General features: G+C 66.2%; 24 protein-coding genes. 9 read left to right on the forward strand and 15 right to left on the reverse strand.

What is annotated here, in order from left to right:
- Window positions 1-163: 163 nt before the first annotated feature.
- From CL52_RS01495 to CL52_RS01515, 5 genes are all read left to right on the forward strand, one after another.
- Window positions 164-2,614, forward strand: a complete 2,451-nt coding sequence (locus tag CL52_RS01495) for a glycogen/starch/alpha-glucan phosphorylase (RefSeq protein ID WP_041108551.1) — start codon at window positions 164-166, stop codon at window positions 2,612-2,614.
- A 119-nt stretch (window positions 2,615-2,733) separates the two neighbouring features.
- Window positions 2,734-3,744 carry a class 1 fructose-bisphosphatase gene (locus CL52_RS01500; protein ID WP_041108550.1) on the forward strand — a complete coding sequence of 337 codons (1,011 nt, stop codon included), beginning with the start codon at window positions 2,734-2,736 and terminating at the stop codon, window positions 3,742-3,744.
- 3 nt (window positions 3,745-3,747) lie between these two features.
- Entirely contained in the window at window positions 3,748-4,350 is a 603-nt protein-coding gene (locus tag CL52_RS01505) for a DUF924 family protein (RefSeq protein ID WP_041108549.1), read from the forward strand.
- Window positions 4,351-4,410: 60 nt separating this feature from the next.
- Window positions 4,411-4,665, forward strand: coding sequence for an outer membrane protein assembly factor BamE domain-containing protein (bamE, locus tag CL52_RS01510; RefSeq protein WP_041108548.1), 255 nt, complete (start codon window positions 4,411-4,413; stop codon window positions 4,663-4,665).
- Between the two features lie 10 nt (window positions 4,666-4,675).
- On the forward strand, window positions 4,676-5,215 hold the full coding sequence (locus tag CL52_RS01515) for a lipocalin family protein (protein ID WP_043217992.1): 540 nt from the start codon (window positions 4,676-4,678) through the stop codon (window positions 5,213-5,215).
- An 8-nt stretch (window positions 5,216-5,223) separates the two neighbouring features.
- On the opposite strand, the gene CL52_RS01520 is transcribed toward CL52_RS01515, so the two are convergent.
- Window positions 5,224-5,655, reverse strand: coding sequence for a hypothetical protein (locus CL52_RS01520; protein WP_043217994.1), 432 nt, complete (start codon window positions 5,653-5,655; stop codon window positions 5,224-5,226).
- A gap of 81 nt (window positions 5,656-5,736) precedes the next feature.
- Between CL52_RS01520 and pip the strand changes: the two genes are divergently transcribed.
- The gene (gene pip / locus CL52_RS01525) at window positions 5,737-6,711 is read left to right on the forward strand and encodes a prolyl aminopeptidase (protein WP_041108545.1); all 975 of its coding nucleotides are present in this window, start codon (window positions 5,737-5,739) and stop codon (window positions 6,709-6,711) included.
- On the forward strand, window positions 6,711-7,148 hold the full coding sequence (gene dtd / locus CL52_RS01530) for a D-aminoacyl-tRNA deacylase (protein WP_043217997.1): 438 nt from the start codon (window positions 6,711-6,713) through the stop codon (window positions 7,146-7,148). The genes pip and dtd overlap by 1 nt, the downstream gene beginning before the upstream one ends.
- On the opposite strand, the gene CL52_RS01535 is transcribed toward dtd, so the two are convergent.
- The 10 genes from CL52_RS01535 to ubiE all read right to left on the reverse strand — a co-directional run bounded on the left by CL52_RS01535 (window position 7,126) and on the right by ubiE (window position 13,600).
- Complete coding sequence (locus CL52_RS01535; RefSeq protein WP_043217998.1) at window positions 7,126-7,566, reverse strand: UPF0158 family protein; 441 nt, start codon at window positions 7,564-7,566, stop codon at window positions 7,126-7,128. The two genes, dtd and CL52_RS01535, sit on opposite strands and share 23 nt — an antisense overlap.
- A gap of 84 nt (window positions 7,567-7,650) precedes the next feature.
- Window positions 7,651-8,358, reverse strand: coding sequence for a 16S rRNA (uracil(1498)-N(3))-methyltransferase (locus CL52_RS01540; protein ID WP_041108542.1), 708 nt, complete (start codon window positions 8,356-8,358; stop codon window positions 7,651-7,653).
- Window positions 8,355-9,155 carry a twin-arginine translocase subunit TatC gene (tatC, locus tag CL52_RS01545; protein ID WP_041108540.1) on the reverse strand — a complete coding sequence of 267 codons (801 nt, stop codon included), beginning with the start codon at window positions 9,153-9,155 and terminating at the stop codon, window positions 8,355-8,357. Before tatC ends, CL52_RS01540 begins: the two co-directional genes overlap by 4 nt.
- Window positions 9,152-9,562 (reverse strand): Sec-independent protein translocase protein TatB, encoded by a 411-nt coding sequence (gene tatB / locus CL52_RS01550; protein WP_043218000.1) that lies wholly within the window; start codon window positions 9,560-9,562, stop codon window positions 9,152-9,154. Before tatB ends, tatC begins: the two co-directional genes overlap by 4 nt.
- A gap of 15 nt (window positions 9,563-9,577) precedes the next feature.
- The gene (gene tatA / locus CL52_RS01555) at window positions 9,578-9,808 is read right to left on the reverse strand and encodes a twin-arginine translocase TatA/TatE family subunit (protein WP_041108536.1); all 231 of its coding nucleotides are present in this window, start codon (window positions 9,806-9,808) and stop codon (window positions 9,578-9,580) included.
- A gap of 20 nt (window positions 9,809-9,828) precedes the next feature.
- Entirely contained in the window at window positions 9,829-10,161 is a 333-nt protein-coding gene (locus CL52_RS01560) for a phosphoribosyl-ATP diphosphatase (RefSeq protein WP_041108534.1), read from the reverse strand.
- The gene (gene hisI / locus CL52_RS01565; RefSeq protein WP_043218003.1) at window positions 10,154-10,549 is read right to left on the reverse strand and encodes a phosphoribosyl-AMP cyclohydrolase; all 396 of its coding nucleotides are present in this window, start codon (window positions 10,547-10,549) and stop codon (window positions 10,154-10,156) included. Before hisI ends, CL52_RS01560 begins: the two co-directional genes overlap by 8 nt.
- A 50-nt stretch (window positions 10,550-10,599) precedes the next feature.
- On the reverse strand, window positions 10,600-12,210 hold the full coding sequence (gene ubiB / locus CL52_RS01570) for a ubiquinone biosynthesis regulatory protein kinase UbiB (protein WP_041108530.1): 1,611 nt from the start codon (window positions 12,208-12,210) through the stop codon (window positions 10,600-10,602).
- Complete coding sequence (locus CL52_RS01575) at window positions 12,207-12,830, reverse strand: ubiquinone biosynthesis accessory factor UbiJ (RefSeq protein ID WP_041108528.1); 624 nt, start codon at window positions 12,828-12,830, stop codon at window positions 12,207-12,209. Before CL52_RS01575 ends, ubiB begins: the two co-directional genes overlap by 4 nt.
- Window positions 12,830-13,600 carry a bifunctional demethylmenaquinone methyltransferase/2-methoxy-6-polyprenyl-1,4-benzoquinol methylase UbiE gene (ubiE, locus tag CL52_RS01580; protein ID WP_041108526.1) on the reverse strand — a complete coding sequence of 257 codons (771 nt, stop codon included), beginning with the start codon at window positions 13,598-13,600 and terminating at the stop codon, window positions 12,830-12,832. Before ubiE ends, CL52_RS01575 begins: the two co-directional genes overlap by 1 nt.
- A gap of 183 nt (window positions 13,601-13,783) precedes the next feature.
- On the opposite strand from ubiE, the gene CL52_RS01585 reads away from it, so the two are divergent.
- Window positions 13,784-14,059: a polyhydroxyalkanoic acid system family protein gene (locus tag CL52_RS01585; RefSeq protein WP_041108524.1), complete on the forward strand. Its 276-nt coding sequence runs from the start codon at window positions 13,784-13,786 to the stop codon at window positions 14,057-14,059.
- Between the two features lie 125 nt (window positions 14,060-14,184).
- Here CL52_RS01585 and CL52_RS01590 read toward each other — a convergent pair whose 3' ends face one another.
- The 4 genes from CL52_RS01590 to CL52_RS01605 all read right to left on the reverse strand — a co-directional run bounded on the left by CL52_RS01590 (window position 14,185) and on the right by CL52_RS01605 (window position 17,148).
- A complete protein-coding gene (locus CL52_RS01590) occupies window positions 14,185-14,559 on the reverse strand; it encodes a gamma-butyrobetaine hydroxylase family protein (RefSeq protein WP_043218007.1) in 375 nt (124 codons plus the stop codon).
- 30 nt (window positions 14,560-14,589) lie between these two features.
- Window positions 14,590-15,933: an ATP-dependent protease ATPase subunit HslU gene (gene hslU, locus CL52_RS01595; RefSeq protein ID WP_041108520.1), complete on the reverse strand. Its 1,344-nt coding sequence runs from the start codon at window positions 15,931-15,933 to the stop codon at window positions 14,590-14,592.
- Between the two features lie 106 nt (window positions 15,934-16,039).
- Window positions 16,040-16,576, reverse strand: a complete 537-nt coding sequence (gene hslV / locus CL52_RS01600) for an ATP-dependent protease subunit HslV (protein WP_043218008.1) — start codon at window positions 16,574-16,576, stop codon at window positions 16,040-16,042.
- A gap of 77 nt (window positions 16,577-16,653) precedes the next feature.
- Complete coding sequence (locus tag CL52_RS01605) at window positions 16,654-17,148, reverse strand: tRNA (cytidine(34)-2'-O)-methyltransferase (protein ID WP_041108516.1); 495 nt, start codon at window positions 17,146-17,148, stop codon at window positions 16,654-16,656.
- On the opposite strand from CL52_RS01605, the gene CL52_RS01610 reads away from it, so the two are divergent.
- On the forward strand, window positions 17,147-17,587 hold the full coding sequence (locus CL52_RS01610) for a hypothetical protein (RefSeq protein WP_043218011.1): 441 nt from the start codon (window positions 17,147-17,149) through the stop codon (window positions 17,585-17,587). The genes CL52_RS01605 and CL52_RS01610 overlap by 2 nt on opposite strands.
- The last annotated feature ends 9 nt before the right edge of the window (window positions 17,588-17,596 follow it).

Raw genomic sequence — 17,596 nt, forward strand, 5'->3', positions numbered from 1 at the left:
GATCATAACCTCTGCCCGGGGAATTTCCAGCGCTGCCCTGCGTTCGAATGGCGAACCGCTGGTCCAGGCGACGGCCGGATGCCCCGCGAGCTGTCTAGACTGCCTTCTGCCGGCCTGCAGGTGCCGTCGTTCTTCCAGATTCTCTTGCTTGCGAGGGTAATTCATGACGCAGGAACCCAACGCTCCCACCGCCGATGAAGTGGCCGCCTTTCGTGAAAAGGTGCTGCGCAAGCTGACCTACTCGGTCGGCAAGGATCCCGAGCATGCGGCCGAGTTCGACTGGTTCGAGGCGGTGGCGCTGGCCACCCGCGACCGGGTCATCGACCACTGGATGGAGTGCACCCGACAGACCTATGACAAGGGCTGCAAGCGCGTCTATTACCTTTCGCTGGAATTTCTCATCGGACGCCTGCTGTTCGACAGCCTGAGCAACCTCGGCCTGCTGGACACGGCGCGCCAGGCGCTCGCCGAGCTGGGCCTGGACCTGGACCGCATCCGCCTGTCCGAGCCGGACGCGGCGCTGGGCAACGGCGGCCTCGGGCGCCTGGCCGCCTGCTTCATGGAGAGCATGGCCACACTCGGCGTGCCGGCGCACGGCTATGGCATCCGCTACGACCACGGGCTGTTTCGCCAGGTGATCGTCGATGGCTGGCAGCATGAGCAGACCGAGACCTGGCTCGATTTCGGCAACCCCTGGGAATTCGAACGCTCGGAGGTCAGCTACCTGATCGGCTTTGGCGGCCACGTCACTGCGCTGCCCGACGGCAATGGCGAGCCGCGGCACTTCTGGCATTGGGCCGAGGGCGTGCGCGCCAACGCCTACGACACCCCGATCGTCGGCTGGCGCGGGGCCAGCGTGAACACCTTGCGCCTGTGGCGCGCGCGCGCCGAGGCCGACTTCCATCTCGAGCGCTTCAACGCTGGCGACCACATCGGTGCGGTCGCCGAGGAAGCCAAGGCGCAGAGCATCTCTCGTGTGCTCTATCCGGCCGACAGCACCGAGGCCGGCCAGGAACTGCGCCTGCGCCAGGAGTATTTCTTCGTCGCCGCCTCGCTGCAGGATCTCCTGCGTCGACATCTGGACCAGCGCGGCACGCTGGACAACCTGCCCGATTACGCGGCCATCCAGCTCAACGACACCCATCCGGCGATCGCCGTGGCCGAGCTGATGCGCCTGTTGGTGGACGTGCATGGCATGCCCTGGGAGAAGGCCTGGAGCCTGACCACCGCGACGCTCTGCTACACCAACCACACCCTGCTGCCCGAGGCGCTGGAAACCTGGCCGGTGGGCCTGATGGAGCGCCTGTTGCCGCGGCACATGCAGATCATCTACCTGATCAACGCCCAGCACCTGGATGCCCTGCGCAACCGCGGCCTGCACGATGGCGAACTGCTGCGCTCGGTGTCGTTGATCGAAGAGGGCCATGGCCGCCGCGTGCGCATGGGCAACCTGGCGTTTCTCGGCTCGCACAGCGTCAATGGCGTCTCCGCGCTACACACCGGGCTGATGCGCAAGACGGTGTTCACCGACCTGCACCGGCTCTATCCGCAGCGCATCAACAACAAGACCAACGGCATCACCTTCCGCCGCTGGCTGTACCAGGCCAACCCGAGGCTCACCCGGCTGCTCGTCGAGACGCTTGGCGAGGACGTGCTCGACTCACCGCAGACGCGCCTGCGCGACCTCGAGCCCTTCGCCGAGCAGGTCGAGTTCCGCCGCCGCTTCGCCGAGCAGCGCCAGGCCAACAAGCGCCACCTGGCCAAGGTGATTCACGAGCGGCTCGGCATCCAGGTCGACCCGGAGGCGCTGTTCGACGTCCACGTCAAGCGCATCCACGAGTACAAGCGCCAGTTGCTCAACCTGCTGCACACCGTCGCGCTGTATCACGCGATCTGCGCCGACCCGGGCGGCGACTGGGTGCCGCGGGTGAAGATCTTTGCCGGCAAGGCGGCGGCGAGCTACCACCAGGCCAAGCTGATCATCAAACTGGCCAACGACATCGCCCGCACGATCAACGACGATCCGACCGTGCGTGGCCTGCTCAAGGTCGTGTTCCTGCCCAACTACAACGTCAGCCTGGCCGAGGACATCATCCCGGCGGCCGACCTTTCCGAGCAGATATCCACTGCCGGCCTCGAGGCCTCGGGCACCAGCAACATGAAGTTCGCGCTCAACGGCGCGTTGACCATCGGCACGCTGGACGGGGCGAATGTCGAGATGAGCGAGCAGATCGGCCGCGAGCACATGTTCATCTTCGGCCTCACCGCGCAGCAGGTCGAGGCGCGCAAGCGTGCCGGCGAGTACAACGCCGAAGCGACCATCATCGGCTCGCCGCGTCTGGGTGAGGTGCTTTCGGCAATTCGCCGCGGCGCCTTCTCTTCCGACGATCCGGGGCGCTACACCGGCCTTATCGACGGGCTCGGCTGGCACGACACCTTCATGGTCTGCGCCGATTTCGAGGCGTACTGGCAGGCGCAACTGGAGGTCGAGGCGCGCTGGCGCGATGCGGACGCCTGGTGGCGTTCGGCCGTGCTCAACACGGCGCGTACCGGCTGGTTCTCCTCGGACCGCACCATCAGCGAGTACGCCACGGAGATCTGGAAGGTCATGTAGCACGCTGGCCAGTTGCCGCCCGGGGCTGAACTCTGCCCGGGGCGCGCCGGTCTGAGGGGAGTCTGTTTTCCACCGGCCTGCTAAACTGCGTCGGTTTTTTCCCCCTCTGGAGCCAGTCCATGTCACGCATCACCCTGAGCCGCTACCTGATCGAGCAGACCCGCAGTAACAATACCCCGGCGGACCTGCGCTTCCTTATCGAGGTGGTGGCACGTGCGTGCAAGGCCATCAGCCATCAGGTTTCCAAGGGCGCGCTGGGCGGCGTGCTGGGCAGCGCCGGCAGCGAGAACGTGCAGGGCGAGGTACAGAAGAAGCTCGACGTGCTGTCCAACGAGATCCTGCTGGAGGCCAACGAGTGGGGGGGGCACCTGGCAGGCATGGCCTCGGAAGAAATGGACAACGCCTACCAGATTCCCGGCAAGTACCCCAAGGGGGCGTACCTGCTGGTATTCGATCCGCTGGACGGCTCCTCGAACATCGATGTGAACGTCTCGGTGGGTACCATCTTCTCGGTGCTGCGCTGCCCGGATGCCTGCTTCAGCCAGAACGACGCCCTCGGCGAGGAAGCCTTCCTGCAGCCGGGCACCAAGCAGGTCGCCGCCGGCTACGCCATCTACGGCCCGCAGACCATGCTCGTACTGACCCTCGGCCACGGCGTGATGGGTTTCACCCTCGACCGCGAGCTGGGCAGCTTCGTGCTCACCCACGAAAACCTGCGCGTGCCGGAATCGACCGCCGAGTTCGCCATCAACATGTCCAACCAGCGCCACTGGGAAGAGCCGGTCAAGCGCTACGTCAGCGAGTTGCTGGCCGGCAAGGAAGGCCCGCTGGGCAAGAACTACAACATGCGCTGGATCGCCTCGATGGTGGCCGATGTGCACCGTATCCTGACGCGCGGCGGCATCTTCATGTACCCGCGCGACGCCCGCGAGCCGGAGAAGCCCGGCAAGCTGCGCCTGATGTACGAGGCCAACCCGATGTCGATGATCATCGAACAGGCCGGCGGCGCCTCCACCAATGGCACGCAGCGCATCCTCGATATCCAGCCCGAATCGCTGCATCAACGCGTGGCGGTGTTCCTCGGCTCGAAGGAAGAAGTCGAGCGCGTGACCGGCTACCACCAGGCCTGAGCCATGCAGGCCCCCTGGCAGGCGTTGCTCGACTGGTGGTTCGGCGACGGCGCCACGGCCGGGGAGGTCGCTGCGCAAAAGCACCGGCTGTGGTTCGGCTATCGCCCCGAGCAGGATGCCGAGGCCGCCGAGCGGTTCGGTAGCCAGGTCGACGAGGCGCTCGGTGGCGGGCTTGGTGACTGGGCGGCGACGCCGCAGGGCTGGCTGGCGCTGATCCTGCTGCTCGATCAGCTGCCCCGGATGATCTACCGCAATACGCCCAAGGCGTTTGCCGGCGATGCCCGCGCGCAGCATCTCGTGCATGACGGCCTGGTGCAGGGTGGCGACGTGCTGCTCGCGCCGATCCAGCGGGTGTTCGTTTATCTGGTGCTCGAGCACGCCGAGAACCTGGCCCTGCAGGAGCAGGCGGTGCTGCAGTTCGGTGCGCTGCGCGAGCATGCGGCAGCGGACGAGCAGGCCTTGTTCGCCGACTTTCTCGATTTCGCACAGCGCCACCGCGCCGTGATTGCCCGCTTCGGGCGTTTTCCGCATCGCAACGCCATTCTCGGCCGTGATTCGACGGCGGCCGAACTGGCTTATCTGGCCGAGCCCGGCTCAGGCTTCTGAGCGCGGCTGGCGCTGAATCTCTGGCCCGCTATCGTGTCTAGACACTTCAAGGAGTCCGATATGTCTTTGCGTCCCTTTGCCCTGCTGACCGTTCTGCTCGCGCTTGGCGGCTGCAGCCCGATCACTCAGGAGAACTACGCCAAGCTCGAGGCCGGCATGAGCCGGGCGCAGGTCGAGCAGCTGCTGGGCAAGCCTGAGGAGTGTGCCGGAGCGCTCGGCATGTCGAGCTGCACCTGGGGCGACAAGAACCGCTTCATCAGCATCCAGTTCGCCGGTGACCAGGTCATGATGTTCTCCGGCAAAGGCCTGAAATGACGGAGGTTTCATGCGTTTTCCGAGCCTGCTCCTCGCCCTCTTGCTGACCGCCGGCTGTGCCAGCGAGCCGGCTCAGGAACCCTACACCGCGGGTGAGGTGGACCTGGCCCGTTACCAGGGCACCTGGTACGAACTGGCCCGTCTGCCGATGTTCTTCCAGCGCAACTGCGTGGAATCGGAGGCGCACTATCGCCTGCAGGGCGACGAGCGTGTCGCGGTGACCAATCGCTGCCGGACCGAGGATGTCCAATGGCAGGAAGCGACGGGCACAGCGGTGCCTCAGGAGCCCGGCCGCAGCGATCGCCTGTGGGTGCGCTTCGATAACTGGTTCAGCCGGCTGTTCCCGACCCTGACCCGCGGTCATTACTGGGTGCTCTATCTCGATCCCGACTACCGCGTGGCGCTGGTCGGCAGCCCGGACCGCGAGTACCTCTGGCTGCTTTCGCGCACGCCCGAGGTTTCCACCGAGACGCGAGAGCGTCTGCTGGATGAAGCCCATGCGCGTGGTTACGACACCCGCGAGCTGATCTGGCGCGGCGAGACGCAGTGAGCCGCCGCTCACTGCCAGTACAGACGCGCCAGCAGCCAGCGCTCGTTTTCGCGCCACCACTCCAGGCGCACCTGGTAATGCCCGAGGCGCTCGGGCAGCAGGCCTTCGGCGCCGCTCAGGGTGACCTGCGCTTCGCTGAAGCCGCGCGCCGGCAGCGCCGGATCGATCCAGCTGGATCCGCTGAGGACCAGCACCCGCACCTTTCGGTGACGTAGGAACAGCGTACCGGCAGTGCGCGTCGCCCAGTTGCGGTCGTGCCTGTCCTGGGCGAGGAAGTCCGGGTGCAGAGCGTCGCGCAGGGCGGCGACCCGTTTCGCCTCGAGGCTCTCCTGCAGTTCGCTGGCGGCCTTTTCGAGCGCGGCCTGCGCGTCGTCGCGTTCGCAGCCGCCCACGGCGAGCAGGAGGCTCAGCAACAGCGCTAGCAGGATGCGGGGTGACATGCCCAAGTGCTCCAACCTCGTTATGATGCCGGGAAAACTCATGCGGGCCCGATGCCCGCCATGCAGACGCGGGAGTGTGCCATGCAGAGCCTGTATCCGGAGATCAAACCCTATGCGCGACACGAGCTGGCGGTGCAGGAGCCCCATGTGCTCTATGTCGACGAGAGCGGCGTGGCGGACGGTTTGCCGGTGCTCTTCGTGCACGGTGGTCCTGGCGGCGGCTGCGATGCCCTGAGCCGGCGGTTCTTTGACCCCACCATCTATCGCATCGTCACCTTCGATCAGCGCGGCTGTGGCCGCTCCACGCCGCATGCGAGCCTGGAAAACAATACGACCGCTCATCTGATCGCTGACATGGAGCGCATCCGTGAGCACCTGGGTATCGACAAATGGGTGCTGTTCGGTGGTTCCTGGGGCTCGACGCTGTCGCTGGCCTACGCCCAGACCTATCCCGAGCGGGTGCATGCGCTGATCCTGCGAGGCATCTTTCTCTGCCGCCCGCAGGACCTGAGCTGGTTCTACCAGGACGGCGCGAGCCGGCTGTTCCCCGACTATTGGGAAGAGTTTCTTGCGCCGATCCCGCCCCAGGAGCGCGACGACCTGATCGGCGCGTACTATGCGCGCCTGACCGGCAGCGACCAGATCGCCCAGATGCACGCCGCCAAGGCGTGGTCCTGCTGGGAAGGGCGTACCGCCACGCTGCGCCCCAACCACCAGGTCGTCGACCGTTTCGGCGATGCGCACCGGGCGCTGGCGATGGCGCGCATCGAATGCCACTACTTCATCAACCAGGCCTTTCTCGAGCCCGACCAACTGCTGCGCGACATGCCCAGGATCGCTCACCTGCCGGGCATCATCGTGCACGGGCGCTACGATTCGATCTGTCCGCTGGACAATGCCTGGGCACTGCACCAGGCCTGGCCGCAAAGCGAGCTGCAGATCATCCGCGACGCTGGCCACTCGGCGGCCGAATGCGGCATCACCGATGCGCTGGTGCGGGCGGCGGCGGATATCGCGCACCGTCTGCTCGACCTGCCGCCGGCGGAGGACGCCTGATGAAGGCGCTGATCCAGCGGGTACGTCAGGCCAGGGTCGAGGTGGCTGGCGAGGTGATCGGGGCGATCGATCAGGGGTTGCTTGTGCTGGTCGGGGTGGAGCGCGACGACGACCAGGCCCGTGCCGACAAGCTGTTGCACAAGCTGCTCAACTACCGGGTATTCGCCGACGACCAGGAGCGCATGAACCGCTCGCTCAAGGACGTCGGGGGCGGCCTGCTGCTGGTTTCGCAGTTCACCCTGGCGGCCGACACCCGCAGCGGGCTACGGCCGAGCTTTTCCAGCGCGGCGCCGCCGGAGCATGGGGCGGCGCTCTACGATTACCTGCTCAGCCGGGCGCGCGCACAGCACGCACCGACCGCCTGCGGGCGCTTCGGCGCCGATATGCAGGTCTTCCTGCAGAACGACGGGCCGGTCACCTTTCTGCTGGAAAGCTAGCCGTGTGGGCCGGCTCCAGCCCGTTCTCGCGTAGCCAGGTGGTGGCGTATTCGCGCAGCTGAACCTCCTGGTAGCGCAGCCAGGCCTGGCGCACTGCCGGAAAATCCTCGAGCTTGAAGTCGAAGGTGCGCAGCGGCTTGCGTCCGCCCAGTGCGCTGGCCAGTACCGCGTGCGCGTGCGGATCGTGCTGGGTGAACAGAAACGCCTCGCGCATGGCCAGGTGCTGGGCCAACTCCAGGGGTTCGATGTGCAGGTGGCGGTCGTCCTGCACGTCGTACTTCTCCTCGGCGCCGGGCGTCGGTTGGCCGGGTAGCACGGCGAGGATCTGGCCGGTCTCCAGGTCGAGGTAGTGCTCGCTGGTGTCGCGGTGGTCCAGCGCGTATTCGAGGCGGTGCATGTCGATGGTCAGGGGGCGCATGGGCAGTCACCTACTCGTTGGGTACGTGCATCTGACCGAGGCACGGCGCCACTGTGCCCGCCGTTCATCGGCGCGGCGAGTGCCTCAATACAGGCGAGCCAGCAGCGCGCTGACGGCTGTCTCCACGCGCAGGATGCGCTCGCCGAGCTGGACGGGCTGCAACCCGGCCTCGCCAAGCTTTTCAACCTCGTAGGGAATCCAGCCGCCCTCGGGGCCGATGGCCAGCGTCGCCGGCTCGCTCAGCGCGCGCGGGCAGGGCGGGTAATCGCCCGGATGGCCGACCAGGCCGCGGGTGCCGGCGGCCAGCGCGGGAAGCCGATCCTCGACGAACGGCTTGAAGCGCTTCTCGAGGGTAACGGTCGGCAGCACGGTATCGCGGGCCTGTTCCAGCCCGAGGATCAGTTGCTCGCGGATCGCAGCGGGCTCGAGAAAGGGCGTCTGCCAGAAGCTCTTTTCCACCCGGACGCTGTTGAGCAGCACCAGGCGCGGCACGCCCATCGCGGCGACCGTCTGCAGCACCCGGCGCAGCATCTTCGGTCGGGGCAGGGCCAGCAGCAGGGTGATCGGCAGCTTGGCCGGCGGCGGCTGGTCGAAGGCGACCGCCAGTTCCGCCTCTTGCTCATCGAGTCGCAGCACCCGACCGCTGCCCATCTGCGCACCGAGCAGGCCGACCCGCAGGCATTCACCGGCCTCGACCCGATGGACCTCGCGCATGTGCTTCAGCCGCCGACCGCGCAGCAGCACGCGGTCGGCGGCGATGAAGTCGGCCGGCTCGAGCAGCAGCAGGTTCACGGGCGCGGCGCGGGTGGCTGGCTGTCGGCTTCGCTGTCGCCTTCGGCATCGCCGCGGAACGCGGCTTCACGCTTGCTGATCATGCTGCCACACAGGAGGCCGGCTTCGAACAGCAGCCACATCGGCACCGCCAGCAGGGTCTGCGAGAACACGTCGGGGGGCGTCAGCACCATGCCGATCACGAAGCAACCGACCAGCACGTAGGGCCGGCTCTTGCGCAGCGTCTGCACCTCGACGATGCCGACCCAGATCAGCAGAAAGGTCGCCACCGGAATCTCGAAGGCCACGCCAAAGGCGAAGAACAGCGTGAGCACGAAGTCCAGGTACTGGCCGATGTCGGTCATCATCGCCACGCCTTCGGGCGTCACGCTGGCGAAGAAGCCGAACATGATCGGGAACACCACGAAGTAGGCGAAGGCCATCCCAGCGTAGAACAGGAAGATGCTGGAGATCAGCAAGGGCACCGCGATGCGCTTCTCGTGCTTGTACAGGCCGGGCGCGATGAAGCCCCAGATCTGATACAGGATGATCGGCATCGAAACGAACAGCGCGACCATCAGCGTCAGCTTGAACGGGGTGAGGAATGGCGAGGCCACCCCGGTGGCGATCATCGTCGCGCCTTCGGGCAGGTAGGCGCGCAGCGGAGCGGCCACCAGCGCGTAGATCTGCTGGGAGAAGTAGAACAGCCCGGCGAACACCAGGCCAATGGCGATCACGCTGCGCAGCAGGCGCTTGCGCAGCTCGGTGAGGTGCGCGATCAGCGGCATTTCCTGATCGTCGAGGGACGGCTTGCTCATGGATTGGGGCGTTCAGTCGGGGCGGAGGGCTTTTCGGAAGCCGCGGCGGGTACATCCTCGCGTGCCGTTTCGGCATCGCCGGCCGGCTTGGCCGGTGCGGCTGCCGAAGGCTCGGCAGCCGGGCTCGGCGGGCTGCTCGGCGCCGAGGCACCGCTGTTGCCCGGAGGCATGATGCTCTGTTTCATCTCGCGCTCCAGATCGAGGATACGCTCGTTGTGCAGCTGGCGGCGGATCTCGTCCGCGCCGATCTCACGCTCCACTTCGGCCTTGATGTTGGCGAAGCTGCGCTTGAGCCGGCCGATCCACAGGCCCGTCGTGCGCACGGCACCGGGCAGGCGCTCGGGGCCGAGCACCACCAGCGCCACCAGCCCGACCAGCAGCAGTTCGGTAAAACCGATATCGAACATCGCGGCGCGCCTGTGTCAGTCTTTTTTCGCCGGATCGTCGACCTTGCGTGCCTGGGCATCGATGGTCTGCCCTGGTTTTTCCTCTACGCCGGGCTTTTCCTCGTCAGTGCCCATCGATTTGCGGAAGCCCTTGATCGCATCGCCCAGGTCCGACCCCAGGCCCTTCAGGCGCTTGGTGCCGAACAGCATGATGACGATGAGCAGGATGATCAGTAGTTGCCAGACGCTGATGCCGCCAAGACCCATGATGTTGTCTCCGAAGTGAATCAGTTTTGCGGGCGCGCGGCTTTTTCCGCGTGCCCGGACAGGCCGAAACGTCGATCCAGCTCATCCAGTACCGCCTGCGGATGCTGGCCGAGGGCGGCAAGCATGACCAGGCTGTGGAACCAGAGGTCGGCGGTTTCGTAGATGACGTCGCTGCAGTCGCCGCTGCCTGCGGCATCCTTGGCGGCCAGGATGGTTTCCACCGATTCCTCGCCGACCTTTTCCAGAATCTTGTTCAGCCCCTTGTGATACAGGCTGGCGACATAGGAACTCTCCGGCGCGGCGCCCTTGCGCGCCTCGAGCACTTCGGCCAGCCGGGTCAGGGTGTCACTCATGCTTGTGCTCCGCGTAGATGGCGTGCGGGTCCTTGAGTACCGGCTCGACGGTCTTCCACTGGTCCTGCTCCAGTACCCGATAGAAACAGCTCTGCCGCCCGGTATGACAGGCAATGCCGCCGATCTGCTCGACCATCAGGATGATCACATCGGCGTCGCAGTCCAGGCGCAGCTCGTGCAGTTTCTGCACATGGCCGGATTCCTCGCCCTTGCGCCACAGCTTGCCGCGCGAACGTGACCAGTAGATGGCGCGGCTCTCCTGCACCGTCAGCTGCAGCGACTCGCGGTTCATCCAGGCCATCATCAGTACACGGCCGGTCTGGTGGTCCTGCGCAATCGCCGGGACCAGCCCGTCGGCGTTCCAATTGATCTCGTCCAGCCAGTTCATCGAATTCTCCGCTCAGTGCCGTCCAGTGTGCCAGCCGCCCCCGCAGCTGGCTATCGGCGTACGACGATATAGGTACCCGCGACGAGCATCAGCCAGGCCGGCCATGCCGCCACGGCGGTCAAGGTCGCGGCTTCGGCGGCCAGTACCGCACCGCCGCCGAGCAGCAGCGCGCCCAGCAGCCGCAGCGGCCAGCCGCGCGGGTGGTGCTGCCAGGGCGGCGGTGGGTTGTCGGCATGCGGGTGCGACATGCGTTCGAGCAGCTCGCGGGTCATGTTGGCCAGGTGTGGCAACTGCTCGACCTGGGCCTGCACATTCTTCAGCACCTGCTTGGGGCTCATGCGCTCGCGCATCCAGCGTTCGAGGTAGGGCTGGCCGGTGGTCCACAGGTCCAGCTCGGGATAGAGCTCGCGTCCCAGTCCCTCGATGTTCAACAGGGTCTTCTGCAGCAGCACCAGCTGGGGCTGCACCTCCATGTTGAAGCGTCGCGCCACCTGGAACAGGCGTACCAGCAGCTGGCCGAACGAGATGTCCTTCAGCGGCTTTTCGAAGATCGGCTCGCAAACGGTGCGAATCGCCGCCTCGAACTCGTTGACCTTGGTTTCGGCCGGTACCCAGCCCGAGTCGATGTGCAGTTGTGCGACCTTGCGATAGTCGCGCTTGAAGAAGGCCACCAGGTTGCGCGCCAGGTAGTCCTGGTCCTCCGGCGTCAGGCTGCCGACGATGCCGAAGTCCACCGCGATGTATTGCGGGCTCCAGGGCTCGCGCGTGCTGACGAAGATGTTCCCCGGATGCATGTCGGCGTGGAAGAAACTGTCGCGGAACACCTGGGTGAAGAAGATCTCCACACCGCGCTCGGCCAGCTGGCGCATGTCGGTGTTCTGCCGCTTGAGCGCCGCCATGTCAGTGACCGGAACACCGTAGATGCGCTCCATGACCAGCACCTGCGGGCGGCAGTAGTCCCAGTACACCTGCGGTACGTAGAGCAGCCGCGAGCCCTCGAAGTTGCGCCTGAGCTGGCTGGCGTTGGCCGCCTCGCGCAACAGGTCGAGCTCGTCGTAGATGGTCTTGGCGTAGTCGTCGACCACCTCGACCAGGTGCAGGCGTCGCGCGTCGGCGGAGAGGCGTTCGGCCGAGCGTGCCAGCAGGAACAGCCAGGCCAGGTCCTGGCTGATGACCGGGCGCAGGTTCGGCCGGACGACCTTGACGATGACTTCTTCGCCGGTGTGCAGGCGTGCGGCATGGACCTGCGCGACCGACGCCGAGGCGAGTGGCTTGGTGTCGAAGCGGGCGAACAGCTTGTCGATCGGCGCGCCGAGCTGCTGTTCGATCAGTGCCGTGGCGACGGCCGAGTCGAAAGGGGGGACGCGGTCCTGCAGCATCGCCAGTTCCTCGGCGATATCAGGCGGCAGCAGGTCGCGACGGGTCGAGAGAATCTGGCCGAACTTGATGAAGATCGGCCCCAGCCCTTCGAGCGCGAGGCGCAGGCGGGCGCCGCGGCTCAAGGCGCTATGGCGGCGCGGGATCCAGCGCCAGGGCAGCAGATAGCTGCTGGCGCGCAGCCAGAATGGCATCGGCAGATCGAGCAGGATGTCATCGAGGCGGTAGCGGATCACCACCAGCAGGATGCGAAACAGGCGAGCGGCGGCGGCGAACAGCTTCATTCGGGTTTTTCTGGCGCGAGGTTGTGGGCGAGGCGCTCGATGCGCGCCTCGAGGCGGTCGAGCGCCAGCTTGAGCTCATCGATTTCGCTGAAGCGGACTTCGGCCTCTTGCTGGCCGACCAGTGCACGACTTTCCTCGGTGAGGTAGTCGGCCAGGTCCTGGCGTAGCGAATCGCCGCTCTCGCGCAGCCAGCGGGTGGGTGTGCGCACCCCTGTGCCGAGCAGCTGCGCGCCGACCGGGCCGAGCCAGCGCGACGCTTCGTATTCCCAGTCCAGTTCGAGGTCCTGCAGCACTTCGGCCAGGCTCATCAGCACGCCACTGTCGCCGTCGATGCTGACTTGTGGCTCGTGCAGCACGGCCGTCTTCTGGCGGCTGACGAGCAGGCGAACCAGGCTGGAGGCCGGTGCGCGCAGGCGACAGTCGGCGTCGGCCGCCCAGCTCGAGGCCAGGCGCAGGCCGTCTTCCTCGACCAGCACAAAGAGCTGCATGGCCGGCGCGCTGCAGTCGATCTCAATGATGCGTCCTGCCAGCCGCGCCAGGCGCGGCAGGGCCGTGGGGTCCAGCCGCAACACGCGGTTGAGCCCCTGCTCGGCGCTGGCAAGCAGAGCCTGGCGCAGCATCAGGGTTTGATTCCGCGGTGCAGGGCGACGATGCCCCCGGTCAGGTTGTGATAGGTCACGCGCTCGAAGCCGGCGGTTTCCATCATGCCCTTGAGGGTTTCCTGATCCGGGTGCATGCGGATCGACTCGGCCAGGTAGCGATAGCTGTCGGCGTCGTTGGTGATCAGCTTGCCCATCATCGGCAGCAGGCTGAACGAGTAGGCATCGTAGGCCTTGGAGAACAGCTGGTTGGTCGGCTTGGAGAATTCCAGCACCAGCAGGCGGCCGCCCGGCTTGAGCACGCGCAGCATCGAGGCGATCGCGTCTTCCTTGTGGGTGACGTTGCGCAGGCCGAAGGCGATGGTGACCACGTCGAAGTGGTTGTCCGGGAAGGGCAGCTTCTCGGCATCGGCCTGTACGAACTTGACGTTGCCGGCCACGCCCTTGTCCAGCAGCTTGTCGCGGCCGACCTTGAGCATCGAGGCATTGATGTCGGCCAGCACCACCTCGCCGGTAGGCCCGACGATGCGCGAGAACTGCCGGGTCAGGTCGCCGGTGCCGCCGGCGATGTCGAGAATCCGGTTGCCTTGACGCGCGCCGGACAGTTCGATGGTGAAGCGCTTCCACAGGCGATGGATGCCGCCAGACATCAGGTCGTTCATCAGGTCGTACTTGGCGGCCACGGAGTGGAACACCTCGGCCACCTTCTGCGCCTTCTGGCTCTCCGGCACGCTCTTGTAGCCGAAGTGGGTGGTCGGTTCTGCGTCATGCACTTTGCGAGGATCGGTCATGTCACTGTCACCGGAAGAATGTCGCGGCATTCTAAACCCAAAGGCGTTGGCAAGCTCCACGCTTGTGCCGGGGCGGGCGATGGCCTGAGCGGAAAACTTGATCTGGATCGGGCTGCGCGGTTTTGCTGCCGCCGCGCTGCTGTATAGTGCCGGCCGTTCATCGGCCCGCAGTCAGGAGTCGGCATGGCCCGAATCATCGTTGAGCGTTCCCACAGCCTCGGTCGCGAAGCCGCGCGTGCCAAGGCCGAGCAATTGGCCGGACGGCTGGCCAGCGAGTTCGGTGTGAGCTGCCAGTGGCAGGGCGACGTGCTGGCCGTACGGCGCAGCGGCGCGGACGGCCACATTGAAGTGGGCGAGGATCGGGTGAAGGTGCTGCTCAACCTGGGGCTGTTGTTGTCGGCGATGGGGCCGAGCATCCAGGGGCAGATCGAGCGCGCACTGGACAAGGCACTGGCCTGAGCCGGCGCATCGCGCTTGTGCTCCGCCAGAGGTGGACATCGAGCCAGCGTTGCTCGCGTTTCACCGATCCACCGCGCCGCGCTGAGGTGGATGCAGGAAGCGACATCCATCCTCCGGCTGCGTGCTCAGAGCATCAGCCTGACCACCGATTCGTCCGGGTCGCGTGACTTGCCCGCCTTCTCCAGCGCTTGCAGATAGTCGGACCAGAGCGCCTGCTGGTTCTGCGCCAGGTGGTCGAGGTACTCCCAGGAATACAGCCCGCTGTCATGGCCATCGCTGAAGGTGAGCTTCAGCGCGTACTGGCCGGCCGGCTCGACCTTGTCCAGCGCGACGTTCAGTTTGCCGGTCTGCAGCACCGGGTTGCCGTGGCCCTGCACTTCGGCCGAGGGCGAATGCACGCGGAGGAATTCGGCCGGCAGGACATGGCGCTCGCTGGCGCCGTACTCCAGCTCCAGCGTCTTCGAGGCCTTGTGCAGCTTGATCGCAGTAGGAATGCGCATGCAACGCTCCGGAAGGATCGGCCGCAGCGGTTAGAGGATGTAGCGCGACAGGTCTTCGTCCTGCGCCAGTTCGCCGAGGTGCTCGTTGACGTAGGCGGCATCGATACGGATCGCCTCGCCATCCTGCTTGACCGCCAGGTCTGCGGCGCTGAACGAAACCTCCTCGAGCAGCCTCTCGAGCAGCGTATGCAGGCGACGTGCGCCGATGTTCTCGGTCTTCTCGTTGACCTGCCAGGCGATCTCGGCGATGCGCTTGATGCCGTCCTCGAGGAATTCGACCTGCAGCCCCTCGGTCTTGAGCAGCTCGCGGTACTGCTCGGCGAGCGAGGCGTGCGGCTCGGTGAGGATGCGCTCGAAGTCCTCCGGCGACAGTGCCTTGAGTTCGACGCGGATCGGCAGGCGGCCCTGCAGTTCCGGCACCAGGTCGCTGGGCTTGGACAGGTGGAAGGCACCCGAGGCGATGAACAGGATGTGGTCGGTCTTGATCATGCCCAGCTTGGTGTTCACCGTGCTGCCCTCGATCAGCGGCAGCAGGTCGCGTTGCACGCCTTCGCGTGACACGTCGGCGCCGCCGGCGTTGGCGCGCTTGGCGACCTTGTCGATCTCGTCGATGAAGACGATGCCGTTCTGCTCGACCGCCTCCAGCGCGCGGGCCTTGAGTTCTTCCTCATTGACCAGGCGTGCGGCCTCCTCGTCACGGACGAGCTTGAGCGCATCCTTGATCTTCAGCTTGCGGCTCTTCTTCTTGCCCTTGCCCATGTTGGCGAAGAGGTTCTGCAGCTGGCTGGTCATCTCTTCCATGCCGGGCGGGGCCATGATTTCCACGCCAGCCGGACTTTCGGCGACCTCGATGTCGATTTCCTTGTCGTCGAGCTGGCCTTCGCGCAGGCGCTTGCGGAACAGCTGGCGGGTGTTGGAATCGCCGGATTGCACCGGCTCCTCGGAGAAGCCTACCGGCCGTGCGGGTGGCAGCAGGGCGTCGAGAATGCGCTCCTCGGCGGCGTCTTCGGCACGGTGGCGCATCTTGTGCACTTCCTGCTCGCGCAGCATCTTCAGCGCCGCGTCGGCCAGGTCACGGATGATCGATTCGACATCGCGGCCGACATAGCCGACCTCGGTGAACTTGGTCGCTTCGACCTTGAGGAAGGGCGCGTTGGCCAGCTTGGCCAGGCGCCGGGCGATTTCGGTCTTGCCGACCCCGGTGGGGCCGATCATCAGAATGTTCTTCGGGGTGACTTCCTGGCGCAGCTCGGCCGGCAGCTGCATGCGCCGCCAGCGGTTGCGCAGGGCGATGGCCACGGCGCGCTTGGCGTCGTCCTGGCCGATGATGTGGCGGTTGAGTTCGTGGACGATCTCGCGGGGCGTCATGGACATTTTTTCAATACTCCGGGAGCTGGACAGTGAATGAACGGGCAGCTCGAAAACCTGGGCGAGGCGGGCAAGGCGGTATTGCCGCAGCAACCGGTTTTTCATCGGCCTGTCAGATCGCGCTGTCCAGCTCCTCGATGGTCAGGTTCTGGTTGGTGAACACGCAGATGCTGCCGGCGATGTTCAGGGCGGTTTCGGCGATCTCGCGGGCGGACATGTCGTCGCCGGCCTTCTGCAGCAGTGCCAGCGCGGCGGCCTGGGCGAAGCCGCCGCCCGAGCCCATGGCGATCAGCCCGTGCTCGGGTTCGACCACGTCGCCGTTGCCGGTGATGATCAGCGAGGCGTCCTTGTTGGCCACCGCGAGCATGGCCTCCAGGCGACTCAGCGAACGGTCGGTGCGCCAGTCCTTGGCCAGCTCGACCGCGGCGCGGACCAGATGACCCTGATGCTTCTCCAGCTGGCCTTCGAAGCGCTCGAACAGGGTGAAGGCATCGGCGGTGGCGCCGGCGAAGCCGGCCAGTACCTGGCCGTGATAGAGGCGACGGACCTTTTTGGCGTTGCCTTTCATCACGGTGTTGCCGAGGGAAACCTGGCCGTCGCCGCCCAGGACGACTTTGCCGTTGCGGCGCACTGAAACGATGGTGGTCAAGGGGGAAATCTCCACGCAGCGGGGCGATGAATGCCCGAATGCGGGTGATATGGGGGCCGTCACCGGCATTTCAACGTTCAGTCCATCGCAAAGTCCAGCTGGCGCCAGGCTTCGTAGACCGCCACGGCAACCGTGTTGGAGAGGTTCAGGCTGCGGCTGTCGGGGCGCATCGGCAGGCGCAGGCGGCGCTGCGCAGCGAAGGCGTCACGTACCTCGTCCGGCAGGCCGCGGCTCTCCGGGCCGAAGAGGAAGGCATCCCCGCGCCGAAACTCGACCTCATGAAAGGCCTGCGAGCCCTTGGTGGTGAAGGCGAACAGGCGCGGCGCGGTGCCGTCGCAGGGCGTGCCGGGCGGGGCGATGCCCAGTGCGGCCAGGCAGCTGGCAAGATCGGCATGGCGGCGCACCGGGGCGTACTCGTGGTAATCAAGGCCGGCCCGGCGCAGGCGCTTGTCGTCCAGCTCGTAGCCCAGTGGCTCGATCAGGTGCAGGCTGCAGCCGGTGTTGGCGCAGAGCCTGATAATGTTGCCGGTGTTCGGTGGAATTTCCGGTTGGAAGAGGATCACGTGAAACATGCGCAGCACCCGAGTGGACGACCGCGGCGATTCTACTGCGCCAGACCCGATGCCGCGCCTGCGCCGGCGGTTTTTCGCTTCGCTGGTGCTGATCGGCTTTCTCGTCGGGCTGATGCTCGGCCGGCTCGATACGCCCGAGCCGGTGCGGTTGCAGCGTATCGAACCGACCGAGGATGGACTGCGTCTGGTGTTCGACGGGGAGCCCGAGGTACGTCAGCAGCAGGATGTCGACGGCGCCTTCGCCTTGCTGCTGGCGGCTGAGGCGTCGGGCCGCAGCGGTGAGCTGCAGCTGGCCGGCATGCCGGTGCGCTGGCGGCTGCAGCCCGGCGAGACGGGCCTGCTGCTGCACTTCGTCGCCACCCGTCCGCTGCAGGGTCGCTGGCACCTCGAAGGAGATCGCGACCAGGCCCTCAGGGTAGCCCTGATCCCCAAATCCTGAGCCTCGCGG

The organism is Stutzerimonas balearica DSM 6083 (assembly GCF_000818015.1).
GTDB classification, from domain to species: Bacteria; Pseudomonadota; Gammaproteobacteria; order Pseudomonadales; family Pseudomonadaceae; genus Stutzerimonas; species Stutzerimonas balearica.

Excerpts from the sequence above, each read along its gene's own strand:
- CL52_RS01495 (WP_041108551.1), top strand. The coding sequence starts at position 164 with ATGACGCAGGAACCCAACGCTCCCACCGCCGATGAAGTGGCCGCCTTT.
- CL52_RS01500 (WP_041108550.1), top strand. The coding sequence starts at position 2,734 with ATGTCACGCATCACCCTGAGCCGCTACCTGATCGAGCAGACCCGCAGT.
- CL52_RS01505 (WP_041108549.1), top strand. The coding sequence starts at position 3,748 with ATGCAGGCCCCCTGGCAGGCGTTGCTCGACTGGTGGTTCGGCGACGGC.
- bamE (WP_041108548.1), top strand. The coding sequence starts at position 4,411 with ATGTCTTTGCGTCCCTTTGCCCTGCTGACCGTTCTGCTCGCGCTTGGC.
- CL52_RS01515 (WP_043217992.1), top strand. The coding sequence starts at position 4,676 with ATGCGTTTTCCGAGCCTGCTCCTCGCCCTCTTGCTGACCGCCGGCTGT.
- CL52_RS01520 (WP_043217994.1), bottom strand. The coding sequence starts at position 5,655 with ATGTCACCCCGCATCCTGCTAGCGCTGTTGCTGAGCCTCCTGCTCGCC.
- pip (WP_041108545.1), top strand. The coding sequence starts at position 5,737 with ATGCAGAGCCTGTATCCGGAGATCAAACCCTATGCGCGACACGAGCTG.
- dtd (WP_043217997.1), top strand. The coding sequence starts at position 6,711 with ATGAAGGCGCTGATCCAGCGGGTACGTCAGGCCAGGGTCGAGGTGGCT.
- CL52_RS01535 (WP_043217998.1), bottom strand. The coding sequence starts at position 7,566 with ATGCGCCCCCTGACCATCGACATGCACCGCCTCGAATACGCGCTGGAC.
- tatC (WP_041108540.1), bottom strand. The coding sequence starts at position 9,155 with ATGAGCAAGCCGTCCCTCGACGATCAGGAAATGCCGCTGATCGCGCAC.
- tatB (WP_043218000.1), bottom strand. The coding sequence starts at position 9,562 with ATGTTCGATATCGGTTTTACCGAACTGCTGCTGGTCGGGCTGGTGGCG.
- tatA (WP_041108536.1), bottom strand. The coding sequence starts at position 9,808 with ATGGGTCTTGGCGGCATCAGCGTCTGGCAACTACTGATCATCCTGCTC.
- CL52_RS01560 (WP_041108534.1), bottom strand. The coding sequence starts at position 10,161 with ATGAGTGACACCCTGACCCGGCTGGCCGAAGTGCTCGAGGCGCGCAAG.
- hisI (WP_043218003.1), bottom strand. The coding sequence starts at position 10,549 with ATGAACTGGCTGGACGAGATCAATTGGAACGCCGACGGGCTGGTCCCG.
- ubiB (WP_041108530.1), bottom strand. The coding sequence starts at position 12,210 with ATGAAGCTGTTCGCCGCCGCCGCTCGCCTGTTTCGCATCCTGCTGGTG.
- CL52_RS01575 (WP_041108528.1), bottom strand. The coding sequence starts at position 12,830 with ATGCTGCGCCAGGCTCTGCTTGCCAGCGCCGAGCAGGGGCTCAACCGC.
- ubiE (WP_041108526.1), bottom strand. The coding sequence starts at position 13,600 with ATGACCGATCCTCGCAAAGTGCATGACGCAGAACCGACCACCCACTTC.
- CL52_RS01585 (WP_041108524.1), top strand. The coding sequence starts at position 13,784 with ATGGCCCGAATCATCGTTGAGCGTTCCCACAGCCTCGGTCGCGAAGCC.
- CL52_RS01590 (WP_043218007.1), bottom strand. The coding sequence starts at position 14,559 with ATGCGCATTCCTACTGCGATCAAGCTGCACAAGGCCTCGAAGACGCTG.
- hslU (WP_041108520.1), bottom strand. The coding sequence starts at position 15,933 with ATGTCCATGACGCCCCGCGAGATCGTCCACGAACTCAACCGCCACATC.
- CL52_RS01610 (WP_043218011.1), top strand. The coding sequence starts at position 17,147 with ATGCGCAGCACCCGAGTGGACGACCGCGGCGATTCTACTGCGCCAGAC.
- CL52_RS01605 (WP_041108516.1), bottom strand. The coding sequence starts at position 17,148 with ATGTTTCACGTGATCCTCTTCCAACCGGAAATTCCACCGAACACCGGC.